We start from the raw sequence: 25,869 nt of genomic DNA, 5'->3' as shown, positions 1-25,869 counted from the left end.
GCGGGATTTTAAGGTGATGAAGGCAGATCAAATAGAGCGTTGGGTTGGGCAGATTTCAAAGGGTTTTGGTAATGAATACATGTTTACTTTTTAGTTGATACTTATTAACAAAGTTTCATATTGAAGACAATGAATAAAGACAAACAGTGACAATTTATACCCAATATTGACTCTAGTTTTCACCTTGGCATCAAAAGCATACCGCAATTCTATTCAAACAATAAAAAACCAATCTATTATTAATCACTTATATTGTTTGAATATATATCCCGAGGGTCGGACTCGAAGCGAAAATCTAAAGCTATCCTTAATCAACATTTGACTACAATAGCATGGTTTCCAGTTTTCATCGGGACAGTCCGATGATTAAGTGTTTAGCTCATCATCCATTTGTTAAACACGGCACAATTGATCAGCTCATCATTCAATTGTTCAGGCATACTCTATGTTACAGAAATCATCGTAGAGCAAATTGCCATATTTCTTGCGCAAAAATTGAAAAATCATCTTTTTTAGCCTTGCTGTTTTTTTGAGTCTCCCTCTTAACGCATTTCCTGTTTCTCTAGGACTGTCCTGTTCAAATACTGCTGCTCAGAACAGCTATTCATTTATTTAACTTCTTCTTTTACATCAGATCTGCAACCCATTTTCGATGACAGTAATGATTATGATTGTTGCCAGCACACTTTTCAGCGCAGTCATGAATAACAATAATAAATGCTTATCTCCCCCAAATAATTGTCCAATCAATCTAAGAAAAATTTACCTCTTCTTCCCCGCTAGATAATTTATTTCCATGATACCCAACATGTCCTAAGTAATTAGTTTATAAATCGGCAAAAAATCGCTCGCCGGTTTTTTTTTATGCAGGAGGTATTCATACAAATAAGTTATTGATAATAATAAATTATATAACTTATTAAGCAAGATTCTCTACTTATATGACCAAATACGGGGAGTTGCCACATGAGAGACCGGAAGCCTCACCCCGATTCGAAAAATAACTAAATTTCACGTAGAATAGGGGGATTGGTGAACAACACTGATGTATACAAATTTTCAGCCAAAGACCAATATGCAAGATATTGCTGTTCGGCTGAGGTGCAAATAAGCGCCAATACTTTTAATGTTTTATTTAAGCAAACCGGTTCGCAGAACTGAGCCAAAAGCTCGGTACTGACAAACTCAATCTAAAGCAAGGGGCTATATATGGCTGGTGGAAAGTCAAAAATCATTTACACATTGACCGACGAGGCGCCACTATTGGCGACCTACTCCCTGCTGCCGATCATTGAAACCTTTACCAAGCCAGCTGGTGTAGAGATTGTTAAAAAAGACATCTCTGTAGCCGTACGTGTGCTTGCAGAATTTACGGACTTCCTCAGCGATGAGCAAAAAGTACCGAATACCCTGGCAGAGCTTGGCAATCTCACACAAGACCCAGACACTAATATCATTAAACTCCCAAATATTAGTGCGTCAGTTGGCCAGTTGATAGCTTGTATCAAGGAACTTCAATCGAAAGGCTACGCTCTTCCTGACTATCCGGAAAACCCGGTGACTGAGGAAGAAAAAGCAATTAAAACACGTTACAGCAAATGCCTCGGTTCTGCTGTAAACCCGGTTCTGCGTGAAGGTAACTCTGACCGTCGCGCGCCGACTGCTGTAAAAAATTATGCGAAAAAACACCCGCACTCAATGAGCGAGTGGAAACAATGGTCACAAACTCACGTTTCACACATGGATGAAGGCGACTTCTACCACGGTGAAAAATCAATGACACTTGACCGTGCACGCAATGTAAAAATGGAACTCATCACCAAGTCTGGTGAAAGCATTGTTCTCAAGCCGAAACTTGCTTTGCTTGATGGTGAAATCATTGACTCAATGTTCATGAGCAAGAAAGCGCTTTGCGATTTCTATGAAAAAGAACTTGAAGATTGCCGTGAAGCAGGCATTTTGTTCTCTTTACACGTTAAAGCAACCATGATGAAAGTTTCACACCCGATTGTATTCGGTCACTGTGTGAAAATTTACTACAAAGATGCATTTGAAAAACACGGTAAACTGTTCGACGAATTAGGCATTAACGTAAACAACGGTATGGCTAATCTTTACGAAAAGATTGCAACCTTACCAGAGTCACAGCGTGACGAAATCATCCGTGACCTGCACGCGTGTCAAGAACACCGCCCAGCACTGGCGATGGTTGACTCAGCTAAAGGCATCACCAACTTCCATTCTCCTAACGACATCATTGTAGATGCTTCTATGCCTGCAATGATCCGTGCCGGTGGTAAAATGTGGGGTGCTGATGGTAAACAGTATGATGCTAAAGCAGTCATGCCTGAATCTACATTCGCACGTATTTACCAGGAAATGATCAATTTCTGTAAATGGAATGGTAACTTCGACCCACGTACCATGGGTACTGTGCCAAACGTTGGTTTGATGGCACAAAAAGCTGAAGAATACGGTTCACACGACAAGACATTCGAAATTCCTGAAGCAGGTATTGCGAACATCACTGACCTTGAAACAGGTGAAGTGTTGATGTCACAAAACGTGGAAGAAGGCGATATCTGGCGTATGTGTCAGGTGAAAGATGCTCCGATCCGTGACTGGGTGAAACTTGCAGTAACTCGTGCACGTAACTCTGGCATGCCTGCGATCTTCTGGCTTGACCCGTACCGTCCACATGAAAATGAACTAATCAAGAAAGTACAAAAATACTTGAAAGATCACGACACAACTGGTTTAGACATTCACATCATGTCTCAAGTTCGTGCAATGCGTTATACGCTTGAACGTGTTGCTCGCGGTCTGGATACCATTTCTGTAACAGGTAACATTCTTCGTGACTACCTCACAGACTTGTTCCCAATCATGGAACTGGGTACTTCTGCAAAAATGTTGTCTATCGTACCGTTAATGGCCGGTGGTGGCATGTACGAAACTGGTGCTGGTGGTTCTGCACCTAAACACGTACAACAACTTGTAGAAGAAAACCACTTGCGTTGGGATTCTTTAGGTGAGTTCTTGGCACTTGCAGTGTCATTAGAAGAAATGGGCATTAAAGAAGACAACGCTCGTGCGAAACTTCTTGCGAAGACACTTGATGCTGCGACTGGTAAATTGCTTGACAATGACAAGTCTCCATCACGTCGTACTGGCGAGCTAGATAACCGTGGTAGTCACTTCTACCTGGCTAAATTCTGGGCTGAAGAGCTTGCTACACAAGACGAAGATGCTGAGCTTAAAGCGAAGTTTGCTCCTCTTGCGAAAGCACTTGCCGAAAACGAAGAGAAAATCGTTGCTGAACTTGCAGAAGTACAAGGTAAGGCTGTAGATATCGGTGGTTACTTCGCTCTTGATCAAGAGAAAGTAAATGCAGTAATGCGTCCAAGTGCTACCTTTAATGCTGCACTTGCTTCAATCTAAGCTTTTCCAGAACTGACGAAAGTTAGTGATGTAAAAAACCGGCGTTTAGGCGCCGGTTTTTTATTGTCATCAAAAACTTTAAGACTCTAAATTAAAGTATGATGCATCATAAAACTGATCAACATACTGCGATACATTATTAATTTTAAAATTGTTAAATATTTCTCTCCCTCTAAAATCTTCCAAAAGATCGGGATACAATGGAGCTATAAAAAAAAGTAGCATTTGCTCAGATGTTGATATCAATCCTTTCAAGACGTTCATGTATAAATTTTTTTCTTTATCTGTGAGACCCGCATTATCTACAAGGAGATAAATACTTTTATAAATTTTAAAATATGAATATATTGAAAGCACTGCTTTCTTATTATTAATTTTCACAAGATATTCATGATAGTGAGTTTTTAAAATATTAAGATCTATCTCTTTATCGAATTTTGATAATTCAGTTATAAAAAATGAACTTATGTCATCAAAAACTTGTAACCCCGATGTTTCAACACTTTGATGATCTTTGACTTTTATGGCATTTAACAAATCATTTTTATAATAAACTAATGAATAAAATCTAGAATCGAAATTAGATTTTTTTAACTCTTCCATCTGTTCTTTATGATTTGATTGAATCATCTCTAACTGTTGAATTAAAGAGAATTCACTCTATTCTAATTGCTTTCTAGTCAAATCTTTTGATTCTTTATTTGCTTTACGCTGCAAATAAGCTGAATACATAACAATAAGCAATGTAACTGACGTGAAAAGTGTATTTAAACTTCCATATATATCTCCTAAAGCTCCAAAATCCTTTAATTCAGTTTCTTTAGCCCCGATTTCCCCCATAACCCACTTGAAAAACAAAGGAAAAATACACCAGGCAATAATTAATACGACAAGAGCAACAATAATAAATACAATTTTCTGAATACCGTTCAACCCCATAATATATCCTAAAGAATAGTTTTTAATTTAAGTTATAAAAAGAATACCAATAGATATTTCTAAAAATATATTATATTAATTTTTATTAATCATCAGGCAATAAAAAACCCCAAGACTTAATATGCTTGGGGTTCTTCAAAATCTTGGTCCCGAGGGTCGGAACCAAAATAAGCTTAATTTTCATAATCTAAATGAATATTTGTGGATATTTGTGGAAACCTATATCAGAAAAAATGCATCAGCATATTCCCTGCCGCTGCTATATAAGAGCACTTTTTATTTGCTTTAATTTTTAATTTTCTAATCAGTTTATTTTTGGGTTACTCAGGTTACTAAAATATTTTTATATACTTAACTATATATAATCATTGAAGAATTTATGTTTTTTTTAAAGTTACTTTTAAGCTACTTTAAGTTACTTGTAGCTTAGCTTACAGGTTACTTAATGAATTTAATAAGATATTGTTTTCTATGACTATATTTTTAAATTTTTAAAAAAGTAACCTTTAGTAACTTTGTACAAGCTACCAAAAATAATATTAATAATCATAAAGTTAAACCATTAAAAACATGTAGGTAACCTGAGTAACCTCAAATCTACCTATAGTCAAATTATGATATTTTCCTTGTATAAACTTAATCTGCATCTATGCGCATCAAATTGCGTCACTGGATAGGCATAGGATCACGTCTAAGCCCTTTAAACCACAAGGGCTAGGGTTTCTATGCTGTTGCATCTAAAACGCGACATTTAGGAACTGCGCAGGCGGGAGAGGAGACTGCGTTTTGCCTTCGGACACAGGGAAGTTTTGTGAAAAAGATTATTGCAGGATTGACTTTACATTTAACGATTAGAGCTGGCTAAACAGCCATGAGATGAGAATATCCAAGCAAAAAAAAGCCGATGCAGGCTGCATCGGCTTAAGTTGAATCAACAAATAAAACACTATAACCACATAATTTTAAATATATTTATTATAAAATACTGATGACCTTTTACTTTGCATTCGCAGATAGAAGCTCATACTCTTTGAATCGAATTACTTCTGTCCCCAGCCTTTCATTGATTTGCTTCAGCAGATTTTGATAATAGACAATTTCATTGTAATAAAAAACTTTGGCGGCTTTCTCAACATCCCCGAAACCGCCGGCATTCTGCGGAACTACGCCGATCAGCTGAGGCGGAATCCGATGCCCGGCCAACTGGTCATCCCGGCTGGCAATCTTAATATTGTAGAACTCATCTTTCGCGGCTACTTCAGCCAGCGGAATAACATTCACCCCCTTCTCTTTTCCTCCTGGCGTATAGAGCAGCAGGTTTTTAAAGTTGCCTGCGCCTTTGGAGTTTTCCAGCGCATCTTCTAAAGCATCAACATCACCTTGCGTCTGCAATGCGTCTGTCATGTGCAGAATAAAACCGGCATGCGCACCGTTCTTATAATAGCGCCGGCGGAACAGCGTTGCTGACTCATTCAGCAGAATTGCATTGATGCTGCTTAAATAGTTCGGCACGCCATACACTTCCTGGCCGATATCCGATTCAAACAGGTGAATCATGTCTTGCGGCGCAAACTCATAATTATTGGTTTGATCATAGTCCAGCTGGAAATAGCTTTTCAAATCCAAGCCCCTGCGCATATTCAGCGCCGGCCGAGATCCAAGCCCGACGATCCCGCCGAAAAGATTTCTTTTGACATGCACATAGCAGTTCGCAAAAGTCAGCAGGTTTAAAGCCAGGGCATTGAATTCATGCCGGCTCAGCCAAGGATGCGGAATAAAATCACTGGTCAGGATATTGCGCTTAACAATTAATGCGCTGGTGTGGTGGCTGGTTGCCCGGAACAGTTTTGCCGTGGCCAGCATGTCGTAAGGCAAGTCATACCAGTCCTGCCACTTCGGGCAATAGCCGTATTCAAACAAGGCATGCCCATCCAGTACCGGCTCAGGCTGTCCAAAGCTGCGGCAGATTACTGAAGCCTTGTTTGCCGGTTCAGGCGATGATGGCGCGGCGCCAAACCTGTTCAGCGTTTGGGAAAGCAGATTTCTTAAGTTCATGATTTAAATACTCGAATTCGGCTGCGTTGCGCGCCTTGCTGTGATGCATCAGTGGTATCAACGATTGGGGCATTTTCTAAACCGTTCATAATTGCCCAAGCCATATCTCCATGGCCGTTCTCTGCAGAACGGCTGGTGATCAAGGTTTTGTTGCCGCCGCCGCTGGTCAGCGCTTTCTTAATCGAAAGAAAGGCTTTGGCCACCGCTGTCAGGCCGGCATCAAAATGCAGGCGCCTTTTCTGCAGCAGCTCCTTGGCTCTTAAACCCATGCGGATTTTAAGTTCAGGGTTATAGTTCAGGCGGGTTAGGGCCGGAAAGAATTTGGCGACATGCTCTGCAACGGCAATACCGTTGCCGGTGTTGTCGATCCCGATAAACGTCACGTCATAGCGGCCGCAGACCTTTTTGATATACAGCGCCTGCTCTTGGGCGCTTAGTCCTTTGAACTGCTTAATCTCAAGAATGCGGTAGGGTTCAAGCGGAGTTCTCGGAGGCGCAATTACCGCCAGCGCAGCATTATCCCCAGTGAATGACGGGTCATAGCCCAGCCAGACTTCACCGCGGTAATGCGGGGTTTCATTCGGCTTAAAGTCTTTCCATACCTGCCATGAATCCACCATGTTCGGCGTGATGATTTTGAGCGGGAAATAGGAGCCGGAATCATCGATAAACTCGCAGTCATAGAGATTTGAATACTCATCATCGCCATATTGATTAAGCAGTTTTTCGCGGTCAAACAGGTCACAGCCTTTGGCTTCAGCATCGGCCAATGTCACAATCTGGCGGGTCTTGCCGTCCGCGCATTTGACAGGCATTTTCAGCGCAGCTTTACTGACATCGATTTCAACCGGCAGCTTCCTGCCGCTGTCCGTCCCCGTCCAGAATTTATAGGCTTCATGCAGGATGCTGGAAGGCGTGGACATATAAATTTCTTTATACATTTTCTGCGATGCCATTGCGCTGGCCACTTTCTTGAACTGTAAAAATTTACGAATCCAAAAAAATTCGTCCATGATGACATCGCCATGCCGGCCCTGCGCAGTCAGCGCGTTTGTGCCCAAATAGTAAACCGTCGCCTGCTTCTCCGGGCCGTTAATCACAATGGGATCACCGGTCAATTCAATCCCGCAAACCTCAAGCGTAAAGGCCTTGATGTACTCGATAAATTGGTAGGCCTGCGCTTTGGATGCCGACATGAAAATCTTATTCTTGCCTGTTTTAAGCAAGTCAATCAAAGCCCACAGCGCAATAATGTGGGTAGCGCCAATCTGGCGCGATTTAAGCAGAATGAAGATGTCGCTTTCATCAATCGCCTGCATCCACTCCTGCTGATAAATAAACAGGAAATCTTGGAATGCCTGTTCCAGCAGCTTTAAATCATCTTCCGTAATCTGGTTTTTAAGTTTTTTCTTGCGCGGCTTGTCATTGCGGTTTTCCAGCTTTGGATTGAGATCCGCCTGATTCCCGCCTGCACGGTAGCGTTCGATCCGCGCCCAGCGCTCAAACTGAACCCCGATAAAATCCATTTCCTTGTAGTTGGCATTGCTCTTTCCGTCCATAAACGTCAAAGCCATAAAGCGGATTTTCAAGCCTAAAGTGACATCGTCAAACAGATCCGCTTTCTCCCAGCCGTCACGCTGCTTCCAGCTTTCAACAGTGGAGCGGTTTTCTTCGATCTGCTTGGCAATTTCAGATACAGACATGCCCATAGCAAACAGGATTCGGCCATGCTGCCTTGGGTTCATTAAGTCGAATGTAATTGGAGAGCTTATATTCATGCCAGCCATGCTGACTGAAGCCATGCCCGGCCACAAATTGAAAAATCCTGATTAAGCGTTAAACAGGATTCATCGCATTGCGGCATTTTTTTTGCGCAAGCAGACTGCATACATCAGAAACATAGATGGAAATTTGTATGGGACTTGCAGGAGAAGGACGTGTTGAAAAGCGCTTCCGTGTTGCGCGTGAAGGCCAGACAGTCGATGGCCGTGAACTGACTGCGCAGGAAATTCAGCAGATGGGTTCAAGCTACAGTCTGGAAAAATATGGCGCGCGCATTAATCTTGAGCATTTTTCCGGCTGGTCGCCGGAACCGCCCTTCAATGCTTATGGCGACATCATCAAAGTTGAAGCGGTAGAAGAAAACGGCAAATGGTCACTTTACAACACCATTTCAGCACTGCCGAATTTTGTAGCCATGAATAAAAAAGGCCAGAAGATTTATCCATCCATTGAATTCTACCGCAACTTTGCCGGGACAGGCATCGCCTATCAGGTCGGCCTTGGCCTCACCGATAGCCCGGCTTCACTCGGCACTGAACCTATCAAATTTTCAGCCAATCAATTTGCAGTACGCACTCAACCCAATGCGGAGATTTTTATGTCCATTCCGGCAGCTCCTGCTGAAAACAGCAATCCTGTTTCCACAGAACAGAAAGGCTTTCTCGAACAGCTTAAAACAATGCTGACACCCGCTCAGCCGAAACCGGCTGCCGTGCCTGATGACTTTCAAGCCACGGTCACGCAAGGCCTGGTGACTGCCTTGAACGGCATTAAAGACCTGAATGAAAAATTCAATCAGCTGAGCCAGCCAAAGCCCCCTGCGCCAGCTCCGGCACCGGCCGCCGGAACAGAGCCGCAGGCCGGCGCACCGCAAGACCAGTTCAGCCAGGCTCTGGCGCCGATCCTGCTGTCGATTCAGGGCCTGCAAACAAAATTCGACCAGCTTTCAACGACTGCCGTCAATAATCCGCCTGCTTCACCCGGCGGCGATACTGACCAAGTTTCATACTAATTCAATCATTTAGGAAATAATCAATTATGGCAGTCGTTTTAAGTCCAATTGCGCGGACAAAACTTTCTTCATACATCTCAGACATTGCGCGTGCAAATAGCGTTGAAGATGCAAAATACACTTTCGCTGTTCAGCCTGTTCCTGAGCAGAAAATTATCGCCGCTTACCAGGAGTCTGCGGATTTCCTGAAGCAGATTAATATTTTTCCGGTCGACAATGCCAAAGGTGAAAAAATTGGCCTGCAAATCGGAACAACTGTTGCAGGGACTACCGATACGCGAACTAAAGCCCGCAGCCCTGTTCCTGTTGGCGCTTTGGATTTGCTGGACGAATATGACTGCACTCAGACCAACTATGATGTGGCCTATTACTGGTCATTGCTGAATGCATGGAAGCACCACCCTGACTTTAAAACCAAGCTGCAGGCAATGGTAATTAACGCCATCGCCTTGGATAAGCTGTGCATTGGCTTTAACGGCCTGTACCGCGCGCCAACCTCTGACCGCGCTGCCAATCCGCTGCTGCAGGATGTCAAAAAAGGCTGGCTGCAGAAGATCCGCGACAATGCGCCTGAGCAGCATTATGAAGGTGTCGACGACGGCACAGGCAAAATGGTCACTAAAATTGGCGCGGGGCAGGAATTCAAAACCGTCGATGGACTGGTCGAATTTGCAGTTGAAGAATATATCGCAGAGCAGCACCGCGACAGCGGCCTGATCGCAATCTGCGGGCGCGGCATTCTGAGCGATAAATACCTGCCTTTGCTGAACGCCATCCAAGATCCGACAGAACAGCTGGCTGCGCGGACAATTTACGCCAATAAGCAGCTCGGCACTTTACAGGCTTTGCATGTGCCGAAGTTCCCGGCAAAAACGATTCTCATCACCACGCCAGACAACCTTTCAATCTATCTGCAGTCAGGCACATTGAACCGCTCTATCGTCGAGCAGCCGGAATGGGACCGCGCAGTTGACTTCCAGTCAGTGAATGAAGACTTTGTGATCGAAGACTACACAAAGTGCGTCCTCATCGAAAACGTAGAGGTAGCATAATGTCAAATTCAATGCGCCAAAGCCGTGAACGCAAGCTGGCTGAAAAAGCTGCAAAAATGTCGCAAAACCTTGATCCGCGCCTGCGCAAGAAAAAATTCATCATGGGCATCGATCCCGGTTCGCCTGAAGGCGACCGGTCTGTGCAGATTCCGGCTGAAATTACAGCAGCCTCTTCGGCAGCGGGAAATCCTGCAGGCAACATTGAACTGCGCCTGTTCAGCCAGCTCAATCAGCTGAAAGACATTAAATCAATTCAGGACAAAATTGCCAAAAAGGCGGAATGGCTGCCTGAATATGCCGGATACATTGAAGGCAGCCTGGCGGTTTCACCGGCCCCGCAGAATCACACCCTAGTCCGCTTAATGATTTGGGCTGCGGATGCCGGCGAATATGAGCAGGCTGTCCGCATTGCTGAATATGCCATTTTGAATGAAATGGTGATGCCGGAAGGCCATGCCCGCAGCATTGCAGAATTCATCACTGAGCAGTGCGCTCAGGACTTCATCAATGACCGTGACCTTGCTGCGGCCCATACCGGCTTGATTGAAAAGCTGATTGAAATCGGCACCGGCGAAGACATGGTGGATGAAGTCCGCGCCAAAGGCTGGCGGGCATTAGGCGAGGCTTTGAAAGAAGCCCAGCCGGCTGAAGCCTTGAATGCCTACAAGAATGCGCTGCGGTTCAACCCTAAAGCCGGCTGTGTCAAACAGGTGACACAGCTGGAGAAGCTATTGAACCGCCAGCCAACCGGGTCGTCTCCCGACGCCGCTGTCGGCTCGCAGGCTGATTCACCTGATGCTCCGGCAGCAGATGCGTCAGTTCCTGCGTCCACCGACTCTAATGCGCCTGCGGAGTAAGCCATGCTGCTGAATGAACCTGTTCCTGAGTTTACTGTTCAAAACCCTGAAGATGACCGCCCGGCTGTCAGCATCAAAGACTTGCTTAGAACGGTTCGTTTAGACAAATCCAAAGGTGAGGATCTGCTTGCTGAAAAAGTTCTGCTGGCGATGGACTGCATCAATGACCAGGTCTTATTGCTGAAAATCGAATCAGACATGCAGATCCGTAAATACAGGCGCGCGGTGTGCTATGAGGCAGCAGCGCTGATCTGTGAAGACAACTTGGATTTTGACACCGCAGCCGCCGGGCAAACGCGCGGTGAAAATCAGCAGGCGAAAGCGCAGTCCCTGCGCAGAATCGTGAATCACACCATTGCCGATTTAACCGGCAAAAAACGCAACCGGGTCAAGCTTGTATGACTGCCGTCTACGCCATGCAGGGCGACACGCTGGATGCTGTAGCTGACCGCTACTTCAAGAACAATTCAGTGGATATGCTGCCCGCACTGATTGAGTTGAATCCTGAGCTGGACGGCATTTTTTTAGCCGAGCATCAGGCTATAAAGCTGCCTGAACCGGCTCAGGCTCAAACCGCACAAACACTTAAATTATGGGACTAAGTTATGTCTGAGCACATAGCTTCCCCCAAGGGGAAAACGATGAACGATCCTATTTCAATTAAAGGATTACCGTGGCTGCTCAAAATTGTGGCGGCGATTTTAGGCGCAATTCTGGCGCTTATCTTGAGCGGCGATATTGATACTCAGGGCCGTATCAAAATTACAGTCGGCGTGATATTAAAATTTGCGATCAGCGTGGCCATCAGCTTATATGGCGGCTCAGCTTTCATTGAATATTACCGGCTGACCGGCTACTCGCTGATGTCGCAAGGCTTTGTGATGCTGATTTTTGCAGTATTCGGCATGCTGATGATCGGCATCAGCTACCAATCCTTGCAGCTGATGAAAGGCAAGCCGGCTGCCGCGGTTATTTCTGAAGTTAAAGCCGCATTTATTGCGCTGTTCAAATAGCGGAGGCGCTCATGTCAAAAAAAATTACGATTGCGCAAATTCAGCAGCAAGCAGCCGAATTGGGCATTGAGCCAGCAGTGCTTCAGGCCATTCATGAAGTGGAATGCCGCGGATCTGGATTCAACGCTGACAATACTCCAGTGATTCTCTTTGAACGCCATGTGATGCGCCAGCGCCTGATCGCCGGCAAGCTATTCAGCATTGTGGAAAAAATGGAGATTAAACAGCCAAATCTCTGCAGCAAAACGTCAGGCGGCTATGGTTTATATTCTGCGCAGCATGGCCGTTTGGCTGCGGCTGCTGAATATCATCGTGAATCGGCGCTGGAATCCTGCTCTTGGGGCATTGGACAGGTGATGGGCTATCACTGGAAATCGCTTGGCTATAATTCTCTGCAGACTTTCGTCAATGCAATGTATAAAGACGAAGCTTCACAGCTTGATGCAATGTGCCGCTACATTAAAGTGAATGGCCTGATCAATGCCCTGAAAAATAAGGACTGGAAAGCATTTGCGCGAGGCTACAATGGCATAGCGTTCGGAAAAAACAGTTACGATGTAAAGCTGGCCAATGCATATAAAAAATTTTCAGAAGGCGCTTAAGCGATGAAAGCCCTTATCCCTTTGAAATCATTTCTTGCAGAAAAATTGCCTGAAATGAGCCAAGATAAATGCCATTTACTCATTGTGAATGGCAGCCAATCTCAAGGCTACATGGAATATACAGTACGGGTTTTATTATTGGATTATCGCGGTGATCCAGTGGAAGTCCTGATGCTGTTGCGCAATTGGCTGCAGTCTAAAAATCTGCATTTAGATGCGGCAAAAAAGGACATTCAGATTTCGTTTAGCAGCGAAATTATTGATACTAATACCTTTGACCTTGAAATTGACTTCTCGCAGCGTGACAAAATTGTTTCGGGTGAAAATGGATACCATATTTGCCCCGAAATGGTCTGGAGTGATGACCAGGATAAATTTGTCCCATTAGGAACTGAATAAATGGATGCAATCGTTGGCTTAAACCATTGGCTTGACCAAATTGCCCTGCGTTTAGAACCAGGACAACGACGAGAGTTAATGCGCCGACTGGCTCAAGGTTTAAGAGTTCGGCATCGTGATCGAATCAAGCAACAGCGTGATCCTGATGGCTATCGATTCATTCCACGCAAGCGCAATCAGATCGGTCGGATTAAGCGTCAAGGTGCGCTGTTTCAAAACATTGGAAAGCAACTTAAAACGGAATATTCATCTGAGCATGCTGCCGTTGGCTTTGGTGGGCGTACCGCATTTGTGGCCAAAGTTCACCAAGAGGGTGAAAATATTAAGCCGAATAAATATGCAAAACCCACTCAATACCCTATTCGGAAATTGGTCGGTTTCAGCAAAGATGATGAAAATTGGATTCAATCAGAAGTACAAAAGTTCCTATTAATATGATCGAACTTAGATGCAAGTGCGGAAAATTACTATGCCGCATTGAAAAAGTCACAGTAAAACTTGAAATAAAATGCCCTCGCTGCCGAGTGGTCAATCATTGGAACGCCTAGAGCGTCAGGTTAGATAGCCTAGAGCTACCAACGGAGATGACAAATGTCCCCGACAACTAACCCAAACCAAGAACTTTCAAAACCAAGCTACAACGCTTCAGGCCGCTCATTTTCGGGCTGGCTCGGCGGTAAGTCACAACTTGCCAGAACTATCATCGAGATGATGCCTGAGCACAAACATTATTGTGAAGTGTTCGGTGGCGCTGGCTGGGTGCTCTTTAAAAAATCCCCATCAACACTTGAAACAATTAATGATGTAAACGGGGACTTAATCAATTTATACCGCGTTTTCAAATATCATCCTGATGCCTTGGAAAAAGAATTTGAAACACAACTATTGAGCCGCGATGAATTTGAGCGTTTGAAAGCTGAATGCAGTGAATCTTTAACAGATATTCAACGCGCAGCGCGCTTCTACTATTTGCTTCGCACATGCTTCGGAGCAAAAATTGCAGACCCAAACTATTTCTCGCATGTAGAACGTCAGCCGCATTTAAAGCTGGGAGATGAATTAAAAACAGTTTTATCAAAAATTCATCAGCGCCTGCAGAAAGTGAATATTGAAAACCGGAACTATGACGTTTTAATTCAAAGAATGGATCGGACTGACACTTTATTTTATTTAGATCCGCCTTACTACAATTGCGAAAAATATTATGGCAAAGATATTTTTAGCCGTGATGACTTCTTAAAATTGCGTGATTTGCTCAAAGGCATTAAGGGCAAGTTTATTTTAAGCCTGAATGATGTACCTGAGGTCAGAGAAATTTTTGCCGATTTTTATTTTACGACCAGGCAGATCCGCTGGTCTCTCAATGCAAAATCTGAAAGTGAAAATAATGGCAAAGAGATCATTATCACCAATTTTGAAATTCCTGATTAAGCGTTAAGCAGGATTCAACCCCTCGCCTGCTCAAATTAAATTGCCCATGATCCGTCATGGGCAATTTACGTTTATATGAGCATGAGTAATCAACTTTTAAGACAATTTCAAAATCTGGCCAGCATCGGCACTGTCATTGCTGTGGATGCGCCTGCATGGAAAATGCGCCTTCAAATTGATGAAAATGAAACGGATTGGATTCCCATCCCAGCGATGGCTGCAGGTGCTGTCACAATCTGGCGGTGCCCATCGCTGGGAGAACAATTTTCAGTTGCAGCGCAAGGCGGTGAGCTCACCAGCGCCATTCCGCAAGTCAGCATTTTTTCCGAAGCATTTCCGCCGCCAAACACCGATCCGAATGAAGTTTTTGTGCAGCTGGGCGAGCATGCCTTCAGCGTCAATATTCAATCCGGCGAAGCCTTATTCAAGTTGAACAAATGCACGTTTGATGTCCCTGAAACCATATTTACAGGCACCGTACATTCTGATGAAACTATTTCTTCGAATGTTGATGTTATTGCAAAAAAAGTCAGCCTTGTAAAACACCCTCATCCAAATGTCATGAATGGACCAGGACAAACAGCTTCCCCCCTTCCGACTGGAGACACAAATGATTAAAGGCATGTCGCGCCACACAGGGCGCAGCATTTCAGATGATGGACTCCCGGAGCACTTGAAGCAATCGCTGTATGACCTGCTGAGCACATTACTCGGCACACGTTTATGCCGGAGGAATTACGGCTCTTTAGTGCCGGCGCTCATTGACCAGCCCGGCAATGATATTACCAAACTGAAAATTATGAACGCCTCCGCAACAGCCATCATCCGTTTTGAACCGCGCATCAAGATCCAGCAGGTTCAGGTCAGCAGCACCAGCAGCGCAAATGCATGGGACATCACATTGATCGGCACTTATTTGCAATACAGCCAAGAACAGTCTTTTAAGAAAAACTATACGATTGGAGCAGCAGCATGAGCATTGCAAACAGAGTAGATCTGTCATCACTGCCTTTTCCTGATGTACTGGAAACATTGGACTTTGAGGCGGAACTTTCAGCGTGCAAGCAGGATCTCATTTCAAGAGACCCTGAACTTGAAGAGGCCCTTCAGTTTGAAAGTGAACCGCTGGTCAAGCTGCTGCAGACCTTTGCCTACCGCTTCCTGATTAAAACCGGCCAAATCAACGCCAAGGCAAAAGCCTTGATGCTGGCCTATGCTGAGAAAGCCGACTTAGATCATTTGGCCGCAAACCGCGGTGTATACCGCAAAACCATTATTTCGGCCCAGCCGAATGCAAACCCGCCGGTTCCGGCGGTCATGGAATCCGATGAGGATCTGCGCCGCCGCGTGCATCTGCAGCCTGAAAGCATGGCGGCGGGTTCCACCGGCGCGTATCAGTTCTGGGGCTTAAGCGCGCATGGCCATGTCAAGGATATTGCTGTCGAAAATCCCAAAGAAGGCCATGTCAATATTTGGGTGCAAAGCCATATTGATGAAATTGCGCCGCAGGACTTGCTCAACAGTGTTGATCAGGCGCTGGATGCTGAAACGCGCCGGCCGCTGACCGACTATGTGCATGTCAAAGCCGCAACGCCGGCGGAATGGGTATTGAATGCGACATTGGTGATGTTTCCCGGCCCTGACTCTGCCGTAGTCAAAGCAGCTGCCGAAGCTGATGCCAGCAAATATATCGAAAAAATTTCGTCATTGGGCTATGACGTGACCCGCAGCGGATTATTCCGGGCGCTGCACCAGGGCGGCGTACAGAATGTCATTCTCAACAGCCCGCCGGCGGACATTGTCCTGCCGAAAAACCGCTATTCAAAATGCACCGGCATCACCATCAGTATTGTGGAGTTCCGCGATGTCTAGCCTGCTTCCGCCAAATGCCACCAAACTGGAAAAAAATGCTGAGAAACTAGGTGAAAAAATTTCTTCGCTTGCTGTTCCTTTTATTGATTTACACCGCATCGACAGTTGTCCTGCAGCTCATTTGCCTTGGCTGGCATGGCAGCACCGGGTTGAATATTGGCAGCCCGAATGGAGTGAGCCAGAAAAACGCAATGCCATCCGTGAAAGCGAGTCTTTCAATGCTCAGCGGGGAACCCGCTCATCAATCACCAGCCTGCTCAGCACCGTAGTCGCCAATTTCCAGCTGAAGGCATGGCATGAGTTCCAGCCGCCGCAGCAGCCATTCACTTTTGTTGTCATGATCAGCACACAGCACCTGCTTTCAATTGAACAGCTGCTGCAGGTGCAGACCGCAATTGATGCGACTAAATCGGCCCGGGACAATTATTCAATTTCAGCCAAAGTCAAAACGGACTGTGATTTCTATATCACCGGCTCAATCACTGCCGGCACCCGAATTCATTTGGAAAGTATTTAAAGAGAGCGCTATGTCTGCAAAATATTATGTCACCCTCACCGACCATGGTAGTCAGCTTGTGGCTGAAGCCCATCATGTGCAAACCATCAATTTGACAGAACTGGTCATAGGCGATGCAAATGACATCCCGTACCTGCCGGTAGACAAAAAGGATTTAATCCAGCTGGTTCATCAGACCGCAGCAGTCGAAATCCGCGAAATAAAAATTGCGGATGGCATTGCCACTGTTTCAGCCATTATTCCCGCAAATATCGGCGGCTTTAATATTCATGAGATCGGCCTAAAAGATGCATCTGGGCAGCTGGTTTACATCGGCAACTATCATGGAGCCTATAAGCCGGTCATTGCTGAAGGCGCTGGTGGTGAACTGGAAATTGTCATTGACATCAAAGCTTCAGCTGGCGCTGAAGCGCTCATTGAAATCAATCCGTTCATCATTTCTGCAGATAAAGCCTGGGTATTAGAAAAATTTAATGAATTGATGGAAGAAATTAGAAGCAAGGAAGAAATTCAAGTGGGTGATTTATTCATCACAACTTTAAATTTTATCGATTCTGAAGCCGTAGCTGAACATAAAAAATATGGTATCTGGGAAAAATTTGGAGATGGTCATGCTCTTGTTGCACGTGCCTCTGCTGCTAATGAACTCGCTCCAGAGTTCATGAAAACCATTGGCGAATCTGATGGTGAATATGAACATGAAATAACAAAATCTGAAATGCCAGAACATGATCATATTGATGAAGGTTCACCCTACAATAAGCTTGTGGCTTCATTAGGAGACATTACACCAAGTGATGGCGATGGCTTGAGCGGTACAAATCCTGCAGGAGCAGCCTCACCCAGTTACAACAAAAGCTATATTCAGACTTCGGATATTACTGCTGCACAATATACGAATATGACGATTAAAAAAAATGGCGGTGGTCAAGCCCATAACAACATTCAACCTTCCATCATTGTTGACGTATGGAAACGGACCGCATAATCATTTTCTGTAAAATCCTGTTTAAAGCTTAATCAGGATTCAATTCATAGAATAAAAATCTTCCACAATTCATGATGACTTCAAAAGTAATTCCACTTTTATGGAGTCATCATGACTGAATTTCACCATGGTATCACTGCCCGCGAAACGGCTTCGGGAAAAATCCCTATCCGCAATGCTGATACCAATACCATTGCCATTTTGGCTTATGCAGACGATGCGGATGAAGAGACCTTTCCGCTGAATAAACCTGTCCTAGTCACATCAATCAATCGCGTCTTACCTAAGGCTGGTACACAAGGCAATTTACGCAAAAATCTTGAAATTATTTCTGCAATCACCTCTCCAACGCTTGTTGTAATTCGTATTCTCAATCCTTTTGTTGATGGTTTTACTCAATCACGTGTGATTGGCACAACAGATGAATCTGGCCAGCGCACAGGCCTGCTGGCATTACTCACAGTTAAATCAGTGCTGGGAATTACGCCAAAAATTATCTGCGTTTCCGATACTGAAACCATCGATGTGGCAAATGCTTTGGGGGCTATTTGTAAAAAACTTCGCGCATACGCGTACATCACGCCCCGCAATGAGGCTGCTGAAGTACTTCCAACTGCCGAAGACGTCACTATTTATCGTGAAAAATTGGCATTCCGTGAAATTGAACTCATTTGGCCAGAGTGGACTAGCGGCAATGTATTTTTGGGAGACACTCAAAGCAACGAGGCTACACCTCCTTTACCGCCTTTCCCCTCCATCCCTGATGAAAATATCAGTGACTACATAGAATATTCAGGTTGGTTTGGCTTGACTTGGATGAGTGATATTGAATGGCAGCTAGAGGTAAATGGGGTGCTCTACAAGCAAACGACCCCAACAGGTATTGAGCAAGGTCAAGATTATTACAACACAGCAGATGGATCACTAAAACAGATAATCGGTGATCATAATCTTCCATTTAGTGCTTATGAAGATAGTGGTGGAAATGGCTATATCAGACTAAGTGGGGTGGGAGAATATAAATTACGATTTATCCCACAAAGTCTGACCACAGAATTTCCTAATAAATACCCAGCCCCACGGTATGGTTCAATACCGATTATTGACCCAGCAACTAAGATTTGGTCACTGATTCTTAGAAAGACTGAGGAATAATGACAAATGAAAATTTCATATTGCACAACATGCAAAGGCAGGCTCTGGCAGCTCAAGCAAACATTGGAACACAATTTATCATTTACCAAAGTTGGTGAATTTGAGTTATGTATCCTTGCTTATAACGATGACACTGTTGAACCTTATTTAAATGAAGCTTTTCCAGAATATATTGCTGATGGGCGTTTAAAAGTTAAAACCCATCATGATGATTATCAGCCAATAGACGGAAGTGATTTTGCCTGCGGTTATGTAAAAAATTTGTCTCATGCTATGGGCACTGGAAAAATTTTGTTCAATTTAGACGCCGATAACTTCATCGATAACGCACATGAGCTTTTGCTTCAGCTGAAAGCGGGCCAAATTATTAAGAATACGGCAATACCTCTTGATGGACGCTCTGGAAGAATTGGTGTTTATCGCACTTTATTTAAGAAAGTGGGGGGATATCGAGACACTGGTCGCACCGATGATGGTGATTTTGTTCTCCGTTGCTTAAAAGATGGCGCAAAACTGCTGCATATGGATTGTGAACTGGCGCCAATTCCTAATCAACAAAAGGAGATTAACCATGACCTATAAATATGGACCAGGCATTTTAACGGCTGCCGTCGTTGCCGCTGCATTACGTGCCGAGACTGATAAAAAAGTCGGCTGGCACAAATCACTTTCAAATATTGCTGTTGCTGGGCCAACTGGCATCAGCCAGCCAATCACATGGGATCTTGAAGATCCTGATACAGATGCAGGCTATCTCAACAGCAATGACATCACCACCATGATTTTTCATGATGGGGCACGCTATTGGGGCAATCGCAATTGTTCTGATGATCCGCGCTTTGCATTTGAAGTGGCAACACGTACAGCACAGTTTTTGCTGGACACCATCATCAATGGCTGCTTTCCCTTCGTTGACCAGCCTCTGACACCATTTTTGGCCAAAGATATTATTGATTCGATCAATGCCAAGTTGACCGAGCATGTGACTGCCAAGCGCCTCATTGGCGCCTCAGTTTGGTACGACGAAGCTGAGAATACAACAGAAGGCTTGTCGCAAGGCTTAATGTGGATTGATTACGACTACACCCCAGTTCCAACACTGGAAAACTTAGGTCTCAATCAGCGTATTACCGACCGTTATTTGGTTGACTTTGGCCAGCTAATTAATAACGCAGCATAACGTATAGGAGCTGGATGCAATGCTTCCACGTACTTTGAAAAATTTTAATGTGTTTATCGATACACACTCATGGGCAGGTATCGCAGAAAGCGTAACTATTCCAAAGATCACCAAAAAGACTGAAGATTTCCGCGGCGCGGGAATGATCGGTGATGTCGCACTGGTCATGGGCTATGAAAAGCTTGAAGGTGAAGTCGTGTATGGCGGTTTCGATGTCAAACAATATCGTCAGCTAGGTGTCTGCGGCACGTCAGATCTTCCAGTGCGTTTTGTTGGCGTTTACGAACGTCAAGATAACTGCACACACCAAAATGTTGAAATCTATACCCGTGGCCAGGCGATTGAACTTGATCCGGGTGATTCAAAAAATGGCGAAAAGACAGAGATCAAAATGTCTTACAACTATACCTATTACCGCATGGAAGTGGATGGTGTGGTCGAAGTCGAACTGGATTTCATCAACGGTACAGAAGTTTTCGGCGGCAGCGATATTGCTGCGCAAATCAAAAAAATGCTTGGTCTTTAAGACCAGGCATTCCCTCTCCCCATATTTCTAATGAGCATATGACATGACCCCTGAAGCACAGCAACAGAACCAAGACGCTATTCAAGATCCAAACCTGCGCACCATCACCTTTGATGAAGGCTTTAAACGCGGTGAACAGACCATTACCGAAATTGCAATCCGTAAACCAAAAACCCGTGCCCTTCGTGGACTGACATTGGTGAACGTGCTGCAACTGGACGTCGACACCTTGGCAAAACTGGCTCCACGCATTACCACACCGACCATGACTGAAAATGACGTGTATGAACTGGCACCTTCAGATCTCACCAAGTTGTCAAAGGAAGTGATCGGTTTTTTTGTGAAGGCCGAGGACGAAGACTTCCAATAAGTACCGATGAAGTCATTGCAGATTTAGCCGTGGTGTTCCATTGGACACCCGCTGACTGTGATGACTATGAACTGGATGAATTGATGGAATGGCATGAACGTGCGCGGGCACGTTGGGAATCAGAGAGCAAATGAGTCAAATTAGCCTAAAAGCCATGTTAGAACTTGTGGACAAAGCCACTGCCCCGCTCAAGGACATCATGGGTTCGAGTGAAAAGACCTCTGATGCTTTGCGTACCCAGCGTGAAGAATTAAAGAAATTGAGCAAGTCTCAATCTGATATTACTTCTTTCCGTCGTTTATCCAGTGCACTTAAAGGTACTCAAAAAGACTTAGAATCGGCGCAGCAGACCGTAGCCCAACTTGCCCATGAGCATGCCAATGTTGCCAAACCTACTCGGGCAATGACCAAAGAATTTGAAAAGGCCAGGCTTACAGTCAAAAATTTAAAGCAGGCTGAACAAGACCAATTAATGCAACTGCAGATGCTGCGCAATGGATTGAGTCAAGCAGGCATCAGCACTAAATCTCTAAGCCGTGACGAGCGCGAACTCAAAACAAAAATTGATGCTTCTTCACAAGCGCTGCAGCGCAAGAAATCACAGCTCGATAAGCAGGCTGCAAGTCAAAAGCGCATGAATGATTTAATGAAACAGCACAAAAATACACAGGAATTGATTGGCAAAGTTTCTGATACTGGAGTGCGTGCAGGTGCAGGTGCTGCAGTCGGTGCAGGCGCTTTAGCTGTTCCAATTAAAGCCTTTGCAGAGGCCGAGGATGCGGCAACCACACTCAAAGTTTCAATGATGCAGTCCAATGGCCAGGTGGCCAAAGAATTTTCAGCAATCAATGAATTGGCCAATCAGCTCGGTACAAAATTGCCGGGTACAACCGCAGAATTTCAGCTCATGATGGCAAAGCTGGTTCAGCAAGGGATCAGCTATAAAGCCATCCTTGGCGGTGTTGGCCAGGCAGCTGGCTATTTAGCAGTGCAATTGAAAATGCCATTTGAGGATGCTGCTGAGTTTGCAGCAAAAATGCAGGATGCCACCAAAACCTCAGAAAAAGACATGCTCAGTTTAATGGATACGATTCAGCGGTCATATTATCTGGGTGTCGACTCCACCAATATGCTGCAAGGCTTTTCCAAACTGTCTGCAGGCATGAAAACCATTAAGGCCGAGGGCTTAAAAGGCGCTCAGGCAATGGCTCCCCTCTTGGTCATGGCAGATCAAGCGGCGATGGCAGGTGAATCTGCAGGTAATGCCTATAGCAAAATCTTCTCATCTATGATGGACAGCAAAGGCATTAAAAAGGCACTGAAAGGTTCAGGTATGGCTATGAACTTTACCAATGGCAAAGGTGAGTTTGGTGGACTGGACAATATGTTCAAGCAGCTTGAAAAGCTCAAAGGCCTTTCTACTGAAGCACGATTGCCGATCTTGTCGGATATGTTCGGCAATGACGCTGAAACAATCCAAGCCCTAAACCTACTGATCGACAAAGGCAAAGCGGGCTATAACGAAACATTGGCAAAAATGAATGCTCAAGCCGACCTGCAGAAACGTGTTAATGAGCAACTCGGCACGTTAAAAAATTTATGGGATGCGGCTTCAGGAACATTCACCAGTGCTATGACAAACTTCGGTGCTGCGATCGCACCTGAGCTGAAGCAAGTCGTCACCGGTTTAACAGACATGACCGAAAAATTGGGAGTCTGGTCTAAGGAAAATCCTCAATTGTCGAATGCCATCATGAAGACCATTGCCATTATCGTGATTCTTCTCGCTGCGTTTAGTGCGCTATCACTGGCATTGGTTACCCTACTCGGCCCAATGGCTTTACTGCGCCTTACTTTTGGCGTACTTGGCGCCAAAGGCTTCGGTCTGATTAATATCATCAAGCTGATTGGATCGGCCTTTATGTGGCTCGGTAAAGGCATCTTTTTTGTCGGCCGTTTAATGATGGCCAACCCACTACTTTTAGCGATCGGACTTTTGGCCACGGCTGCCTATTTGATTTATCGCAATTGGGGTTCAATCAAACAATTCTTTATTTCACTCTGGGGCAGCATTTCTGCAGGTGCGTCACAATTATGGCAAAACCTAAAAACATTCTTCAGCAGTGGCATAACAAATATCAGTGCAACGATTATCAACTGGTCTCCGATCGGACTGTTTTACCGCGCCTTTGCTGCCGTGATGAATTACTTTGGAGTGCAATTGCCAAGCACTTTCACAGGCTTTGGCCAAATGCTGATGCAAGGTCTCGCTAACGGTATCAGTAACGGCATTGCGGGCGTCATTGGCAGGGCAAAAGCCGCTGCAGCACAGGTCACAAATACAGTGAAAGGAGCCTTCGGCATCCACTCCCCTTCCCGTGTTTTTACACAATTGGGGGCATACAACATGCAAGGTTTGGCGAACGGGATCTCAAACAATAGCCATCTGGCCAGCAATGCAATCGGTACTGCAAGTCAGGATATGCTGGGCTTTTTTGATACCAGCGCTTTCAGTTTTGACCAACGTCCATCTATTTCAGCCAGCACAAAAAATGTCTCTGCAACAGCAGCTCCAGTGCAGCAAATTTTTAATATTTATGCTGCACCGGGTATGGATGAAAATGCGTTAGCACAATTGGTGGCCATGGAAGTGGCCAAGGCGCAGCGCATGCCACAGCCAAGCAACGTCCGCAGCTATAGCGACAACGATTAAGGGGGTAACCATGCTGATGAGTTTAGGACAATTCATTTTTCAGACCAGTACATTGGCATTTCAAGAGATCCAGCGGCAACGTTCATGGAGTTATGCCGAAAATGCAGTGGCGACTGGACGTGCAAAAAAACAGTTTACTGGCGCAGGTGCAGATACTGTAACTTTGCCTGGTCTCATTTATGAAGAATACGGCTTCGGTACACGCTTTGCACTGGATGAGTTGGCGAGCATGGCCGACACAGGACAAGGCTATGTTTTGATGGATGGCTCAGGTTATTTATATGGAGTCTTTGTCATCGACAGCATTGACGAGACAAAATCTATTCTGATGGATAACGGTGTCCCGCGTAAAGTTGATTACACCCTCAAGCTGAGCCGTGTTGATGATGAGCGGGTAGAAACTCAATCTGCCCCTGCAAATGAAGGTGCGGCATGATTAAAACTCCAGTCTGCATTATCACAGCAAACAATAAACCTTTAAATGCGCTTATTTCTAAGCGTATTTTAAGCGTTACTGTTACAGATAACCGCGCCAATGAAGCAGATGAATTGAGTATTGTTTTAGATGATTCAGATGGCGCATTAGAGTTGCCTAAGCGTGGTGTCCGTCTCAATTGTCAAATGGGTTTTAAGGGCGAAGGCTTACACGATAAAGGCGATTTTATTGTCGATGAGACTGAATGGTCAGGTACGCCGGATCAAATTACGATTAAGGCATCCAGCGCCAATTTTAAAAGCAATATCAAAGAAGCAAAATCGAAGTCATATCACCGTAAAACATTTGGGGCAATTGCGTCTGAAATCGCTCAAAACCATAAACTGACTTTGGTCATGACAGCTGCTCTCAAAGCAATTGCTTTAAACCATATTGACCAAACCAATGAGTCGGATCTCAACTTGCTGCAGCGGCTGGCCAAACAAAATGGTGCAGAGATGGCCGTAAAAAAAGATCGGCTTTTAATCTTCACTGCAGGCAGTGCAAAAACCGCTTCAGGTAAAGCTTTACCCACCATCACTTTGACCAGGAACAGTGGTGACCAATTCCGTTACAGCGAACAGGATCGTGAGTCTGACCATACTGGGGTATCAGCCAGCTATCAGGACACAGGCAAAGCCAAACGTGAAAAAGTGGTGACTGGAGATAAAGGCAAAGTTAAGCACCTAAAGGGGACGTTTGCCAACAAAGCCGAAGCAGAACGTGCCAGTGCTGCAAAAATGGCCGAGATTAAACGTAAAATGGCAAAATTCAGCATTAATTTGGCCAATGGTGTACCAGCAATCAGCACCGAGTCCCCTGTTCAGCTGCAGCGCTTTAAAGCGCAAATAGATAAGCTGAAATGGATTGTTGAAAAAGCCACGCATAGCTATGCTAAAAATGGCGGATTGACGACTCAATTAGATTTAGAAGCAAGCATTTGATTAAATAGGCTATGCGAAATAATAAAAAAACCCTCTTACGAGGGCTTTTTTATATTTAAGCAGCAACTATATTCAGCTCTATTTTCTTGCCTACTGCATGAAAGGCAGCTTCAAGTGCTTCCAGCTTGGTTGAGTGATCTAACTCCCACAAGCGATTCACCTGAGCTTGCTTCCAGTGCAGGCGGCGGCCTAGTTCGGCGCGTGTCACTTTTTGATTAATCATCTCATTATACAGCGCAACTTTAGCAGCTACTTGAGCAGGCAAATCAACCAAATATTCGCCTTCCTCTTTCTTGCTTGGTAATGGTATAGCTTGCTTGCCGTCCATATAAAAAATCATTAATGCAGTCTCAATACCATCTGCTGCTTCGTGCAGAGCTTCTTCTAATGAATAACCAACGCTGTTGACTTGATCAAGATCTCTGCTTGTTACGCAATAAGCATCTCCATCACGCACGATTTTAACTGGATATTGCATGGTAGTAACTCCTAATATAAATGCAAAATCACATATTAAATGCAGTGGGTGCGACCTGAAGAATCTAA

The 25,869-nt window shown here is 44.8% G+C and carries 31 protein-coding genes; 26 read left to right on the top strand and 5 right to left on the bottom strand.

The features are described from left to right. Positions 1-1,209: 1,209 nt before the first annotated feature. The gene (locus tag ACE01T_RS10335; protein ID WP_180082751.1) at positions 1,210-3,441 is read left to right on the top strand and encodes an NADP-dependent isocitrate dehydrogenase; all 2,232 of its coding nucleotides are present in this window, start codon (positions 1,210-1,212) and stop codon (positions 3,439-3,441) included. A gap of 78 nt (positions 3,442-3,519) precedes the next feature. Here the strand turns inward: ACE01T_RS10335 and ACE01T_RS10330 are convergent, their stop codons facing one another. The 4 genes from ACE01T_RS10330 to ACE01T_RS10315 form a co-directional block, all read right to left on the bottom strand. Further along, a complete protein-coding gene (locus ACE01T_RS10330; RefSeq protein WP_395519242.1) occupies positions 3,520-4,071 on the bottom strand; it encodes a hypothetical protein in 552 nt (183 codons plus the stop codon). A 30-nt stretch (positions 4,072-4,101) separates the two neighbouring features. Next, positions 4,102-4,380, bottom strand: a complete 279-nt coding sequence (locus ACE01T_RS10325; protein ID WP_180080685.1) for a hypothetical protein — start codon at positions 4,378-4,380, stop codon at positions 4,102-4,104. Positions 4,381-5,376: 996 nt separating this feature from the next. Continuing rightward, the gene (locus tag ACE01T_RS10320) at positions 5,377-6,435 is read right to left on the bottom strand and encodes a phage portal protein (RefSeq protein WP_130147341.1); all 1,059 of its coding nucleotides are present in this window, start codon (positions 6,433-6,435) and stop codon (positions 5,377-5,379) included. Beyond that, entirely contained in the window at positions 6,432-8,237 is a 1,806-nt protein-coding gene (locus ACE01T_RS10315; RefSeq protein WP_395519241.1) for a terminase large subunit domain-containing protein, read from the bottom strand. Before ACE01T_RS10315 ends, ACE01T_RS10320 begins: the two co-directional genes overlap by 4 nt. Positions 8,238-8,350: 113 nt before the next feature. Between ACE01T_RS10315 and ACE01T_RS10310 the strand changes: the two genes are divergently transcribed. From ACE01T_RS10310 to ACE01T_RS10190, 25 genes are all read left to right on the top strand, one after another. After that, positions 8,351-9,229 carry a GPO family capsid scaffolding protein gene (locus tag ACE01T_RS10310; protein WP_395519240.1) on the top strand — a complete coding sequence of 293 codons (879 nt, stop codon included), beginning with the start codon at positions 8,351-8,353 and terminating at the stop codon, positions 9,227-9,229. A gap of 26 nt (positions 9,230-9,255) precedes the next feature. Beyond that, positions 9,256-10,281: a phage major capsid protein, P2 family gene (locus tag ACE01T_RS10305; RefSeq protein WP_395519239.1), complete on the top strand. Its 1,026-nt coding sequence runs from the start codon at positions 9,256-9,258 to the stop codon at positions 10,279-10,281. Next, positions 10,281-11,138, top strand: a complete 858-nt coding sequence (gene gpM / locus ACE01T_RS10300; protein WP_395519238.1) for a phage terminase small subunit — start codon at positions 10,281-10,283, stop codon at positions 11,136-11,138. The genes ACE01T_RS10305 and gpM overlap by 1 nt, the downstream gene beginning before the upstream one ends. A 3-nt stretch (positions 11,139-11,141) precedes the next feature. Continuing rightward, positions 11,142-11,540: a head completion/stabilization protein gene (locus tag ACE01T_RS10295; RefSeq protein WP_130147333.1), complete on the top strand. Its 399-nt coding sequence runs from the start codon at positions 11,142-11,144 to the stop codon at positions 11,538-11,540. Next, on the top strand, positions 11,537-11,740 hold the full coding sequence (locus tag ACE01T_RS10290; protein WP_130147331.1) for a tail protein X: 204 nt from the start codon (positions 11,537-11,539) through the stop codon (positions 11,738-11,740). The genes ACE01T_RS10295 and ACE01T_RS10290 overlap by 4 nt, the downstream gene beginning before the upstream one ends. Positions 11,741-11,779: 39 nt before the next feature. Continuing rightward, positions 11,780-12,151, top strand: coding sequence for a hypothetical protein (locus ACE01T_RS10285; protein ID WP_130147329.1), 372 nt, complete (start codon positions 11,780-11,782; stop codon positions 12,149-12,151). An 11-nt stretch (positions 12,152-12,162) separates the two neighbouring features. Beyond that, positions 12,163-12,753, top strand: coding sequence for an N-acetylmuramidase family protein (locus ACE01T_RS10280; RefSeq protein WP_395519237.1), 591 nt, complete (start codon positions 12,163-12,165; stop codon positions 12,751-12,753). 3 nt (positions 12,754-12,756) lie between these two features. After that, positions 12,757-13,152, top strand: a complete 396-nt coding sequence (locus ACE01T_RS10275; RefSeq protein WP_395519236.1) for a phage tail protein — start codon at positions 12,757-12,759, stop codon at positions 13,150-13,152. Next, the gene (locus ACE01T_RS10270) at positions 13,153-13,590 is read left to right on the top strand and encodes a phage virion morphogenesis protein (protein ID WP_395519235.1); all 438 of its coding nucleotides are present in this window, start codon (positions 13,153-13,155) and stop codon (positions 13,588-13,590) included. Continuing rightward, positions 13,587-13,700 carry a Com family DNA-binding transcriptional regulator gene (locus tag ACE01T_RS10265; protein WP_130147321.1) on the top strand — a complete coding sequence of 38 codons (114 nt, stop codon included), beginning with the start codon at positions 13,587-13,589 and terminating at the stop codon, positions 13,698-13,700. The genes ACE01T_RS10270 and ACE01T_RS10265 overlap by 4 nt, the downstream gene beginning before the upstream one ends. A 43-nt stretch (positions 13,701-13,743) precedes the next feature. Beyond that, complete coding sequence (locus tag ACE01T_RS10260) at positions 13,744-14,583, top strand: DNA adenine methylase (RefSeq protein ID WP_395519234.1); 840 nt, start codon at positions 13,744-13,746, stop codon at positions 14,581-14,583. Between the two features lie 81 nt (positions 14,584-14,664). Further along, positions 14,665-15,201: a phage baseplate assembly protein V gene (locus ACE01T_RS10255; protein WP_395519233.1), complete on the top strand. Its 537-nt coding sequence runs from the start codon at positions 14,665-14,667 to the stop codon at positions 15,199-15,201. Then, a complete protein-coding gene (locus tag ACE01T_RS10250) occupies positions 15,194-15,559 on the top strand; it encodes a GPW/gp25 family protein (RefSeq protein ID WP_395519232.1) in 366 nt (121 codons plus the stop codon). The genes ACE01T_RS10255 and ACE01T_RS10250 overlap by 8 nt, the downstream gene beginning before the upstream one ends. Next, positions 15,556-16,455, top strand: coding sequence for a baseplate assembly protein (locus tag ACE01T_RS10245; protein ID WP_395519231.1), 900 nt, complete (start codon positions 15,556-15,558; stop codon positions 16,453-16,455). The genes ACE01T_RS10250 and ACE01T_RS10245 overlap by 4 nt, the downstream gene beginning before the upstream one ends. Next, positions 16,448-16,972 (top strand): phage tail protein I, encoded by a 525-nt coding sequence (locus ACE01T_RS10240; RefSeq protein WP_395519230.1) that lies wholly within the window; start codon positions 16,448-16,450, stop codon positions 16,970-16,972. The genes ACE01T_RS10245 and ACE01T_RS10240 overlap by 8 nt, the downstream gene beginning before the upstream one ends. A 10-nt stretch (positions 16,973-16,982) precedes the next feature. Further along, a complete protein-coding gene (locus ACE01T_RS10235; RefSeq protein ID WP_395519229.1) occupies positions 16,983-17,960 on the top strand; it encodes a phage tail-collar fiber domain-containing protein in 978 nt (325 codons plus the stop codon). 111 nt (positions 17,961-18,071) lie between these two features. Next, on the top strand, positions 18,072-19,115 hold the full coding sequence (locus ACE01T_RS10230; RefSeq protein WP_395519228.1) for a phage tail sheath protein: 1,044 nt from the start codon (positions 18,072-18,074) through the stop codon (positions 19,113-19,115). A gap of 6 nt (positions 19,116-19,121) precedes the next feature. Next, the gene (locus tag ACE01T_RS10225; protein WP_395519227.1) at positions 19,122-19,697 is read left to right on the top strand and encodes a glycosyltransferase family 2 protein; all 576 of its coding nucleotides are present in this window, start codon (positions 19,122-19,124) and stop codon (positions 19,695-19,697) included. Beyond that, positions 19,687-20,295: a phage tail sheath C-terminal domain-containing protein gene (locus tag ACE01T_RS10220; RefSeq protein ID WP_395519226.1), complete on the top strand. Its 609-nt coding sequence runs from the start codon at positions 19,687-19,689 to the stop codon at positions 20,293-20,295. Before ACE01T_RS10225 ends, ACE01T_RS10220 begins: the two co-directional genes overlap by 11 nt. 19 nt (positions 20,296-20,314) lie before the next feature. Then, entirely contained in the window at positions 20,315-20,821 is a 507-nt protein-coding gene (locus ACE01T_RS10215; RefSeq protein WP_395519225.1) for a phage major tail tube protein, read from the top strand. Positions 20,822-20,864: 43 nt separating this feature from the next. Continuing rightward, on the top strand, positions 20,865-21,191 hold the full coding sequence (locus ACE01T_RS10210; RefSeq protein ID WP_395519224.1) for a phage tail assembly protein: 327 nt from the start codon (positions 20,865-20,867) through the stop codon (positions 21,189-21,191). Next, positions 21,188-21,325 carry a GpE family phage tail protein gene (locus ACE01T_RS10205; RefSeq protein ID WP_395519243.1) on the top strand — a complete coding sequence of 46 codons (138 nt, stop codon included), beginning with the start codon at positions 21,188-21,190 and terminating at the stop codon, positions 21,323-21,325. Before ACE01T_RS10210 ends, ACE01T_RS10205 begins: the two co-directional genes overlap by 4 nt. Further along, on the top strand, positions 21,322-23,904 hold the full coding sequence (locus tag ACE01T_RS10200) for a phage tail tape measure protein (protein WP_395519223.1): 2,583 nt from the start codon (positions 21,322-21,324) through the stop codon (positions 23,902-23,904). Before ACE01T_RS10205 ends, ACE01T_RS10200 begins: the two co-directional genes overlap by 4 nt. Positions 23,905-23,914: 10 nt before the next feature. Continuing rightward, a complete protein-coding gene (locus ACE01T_RS10195) occupies positions 23,915-24,340 on the top strand; it encodes a phage tail protein (RefSeq protein ID WP_395519222.1) in 426 nt (141 codons plus the stop codon). Beyond that, on the top strand, positions 24,337-25,323 hold the full coding sequence (locus ACE01T_RS10190; RefSeq protein ID WP_395519221.1) for a contractile injection system protein, VgrG/Pvc8 family: 987 nt from the start codon (positions 24,337-24,339) through the stop codon (positions 25,321-25,323). Before ACE01T_RS10195 ends, ACE01T_RS10190 begins: the two co-directional genes overlap by 4 nt. A gap of 55 nt (positions 25,324-25,378) precedes the next feature. Here the strand turns inward: ACE01T_RS10190 and ACE01T_RS10185 are convergent, their stop codons facing one another. Then, positions 25,379-25,801 (bottom strand): type II toxin-antitoxin system HicB family antitoxin, encoded by a 423-nt coding sequence (locus ACE01T_RS10185; protein ID WP_395519220.1) that lies wholly within the window; start codon positions 25,799-25,801, stop codon positions 25,379-25,381. Positions 25,802-25,869: the final 68 nt, after the last annotated feature.

The sequence above is a fragment of the Acinetobacter uliginosus genome, assembly GCF_044130295.1.
GTDB lineage: Bacteria > Pseudomonadota > Gammaproteobacteria > Pseudomonadales > Moraxellaceae > Acinetobacter.
This window is presented reverse-complemented; position numbering and strand designations above follow the sequence as displayed.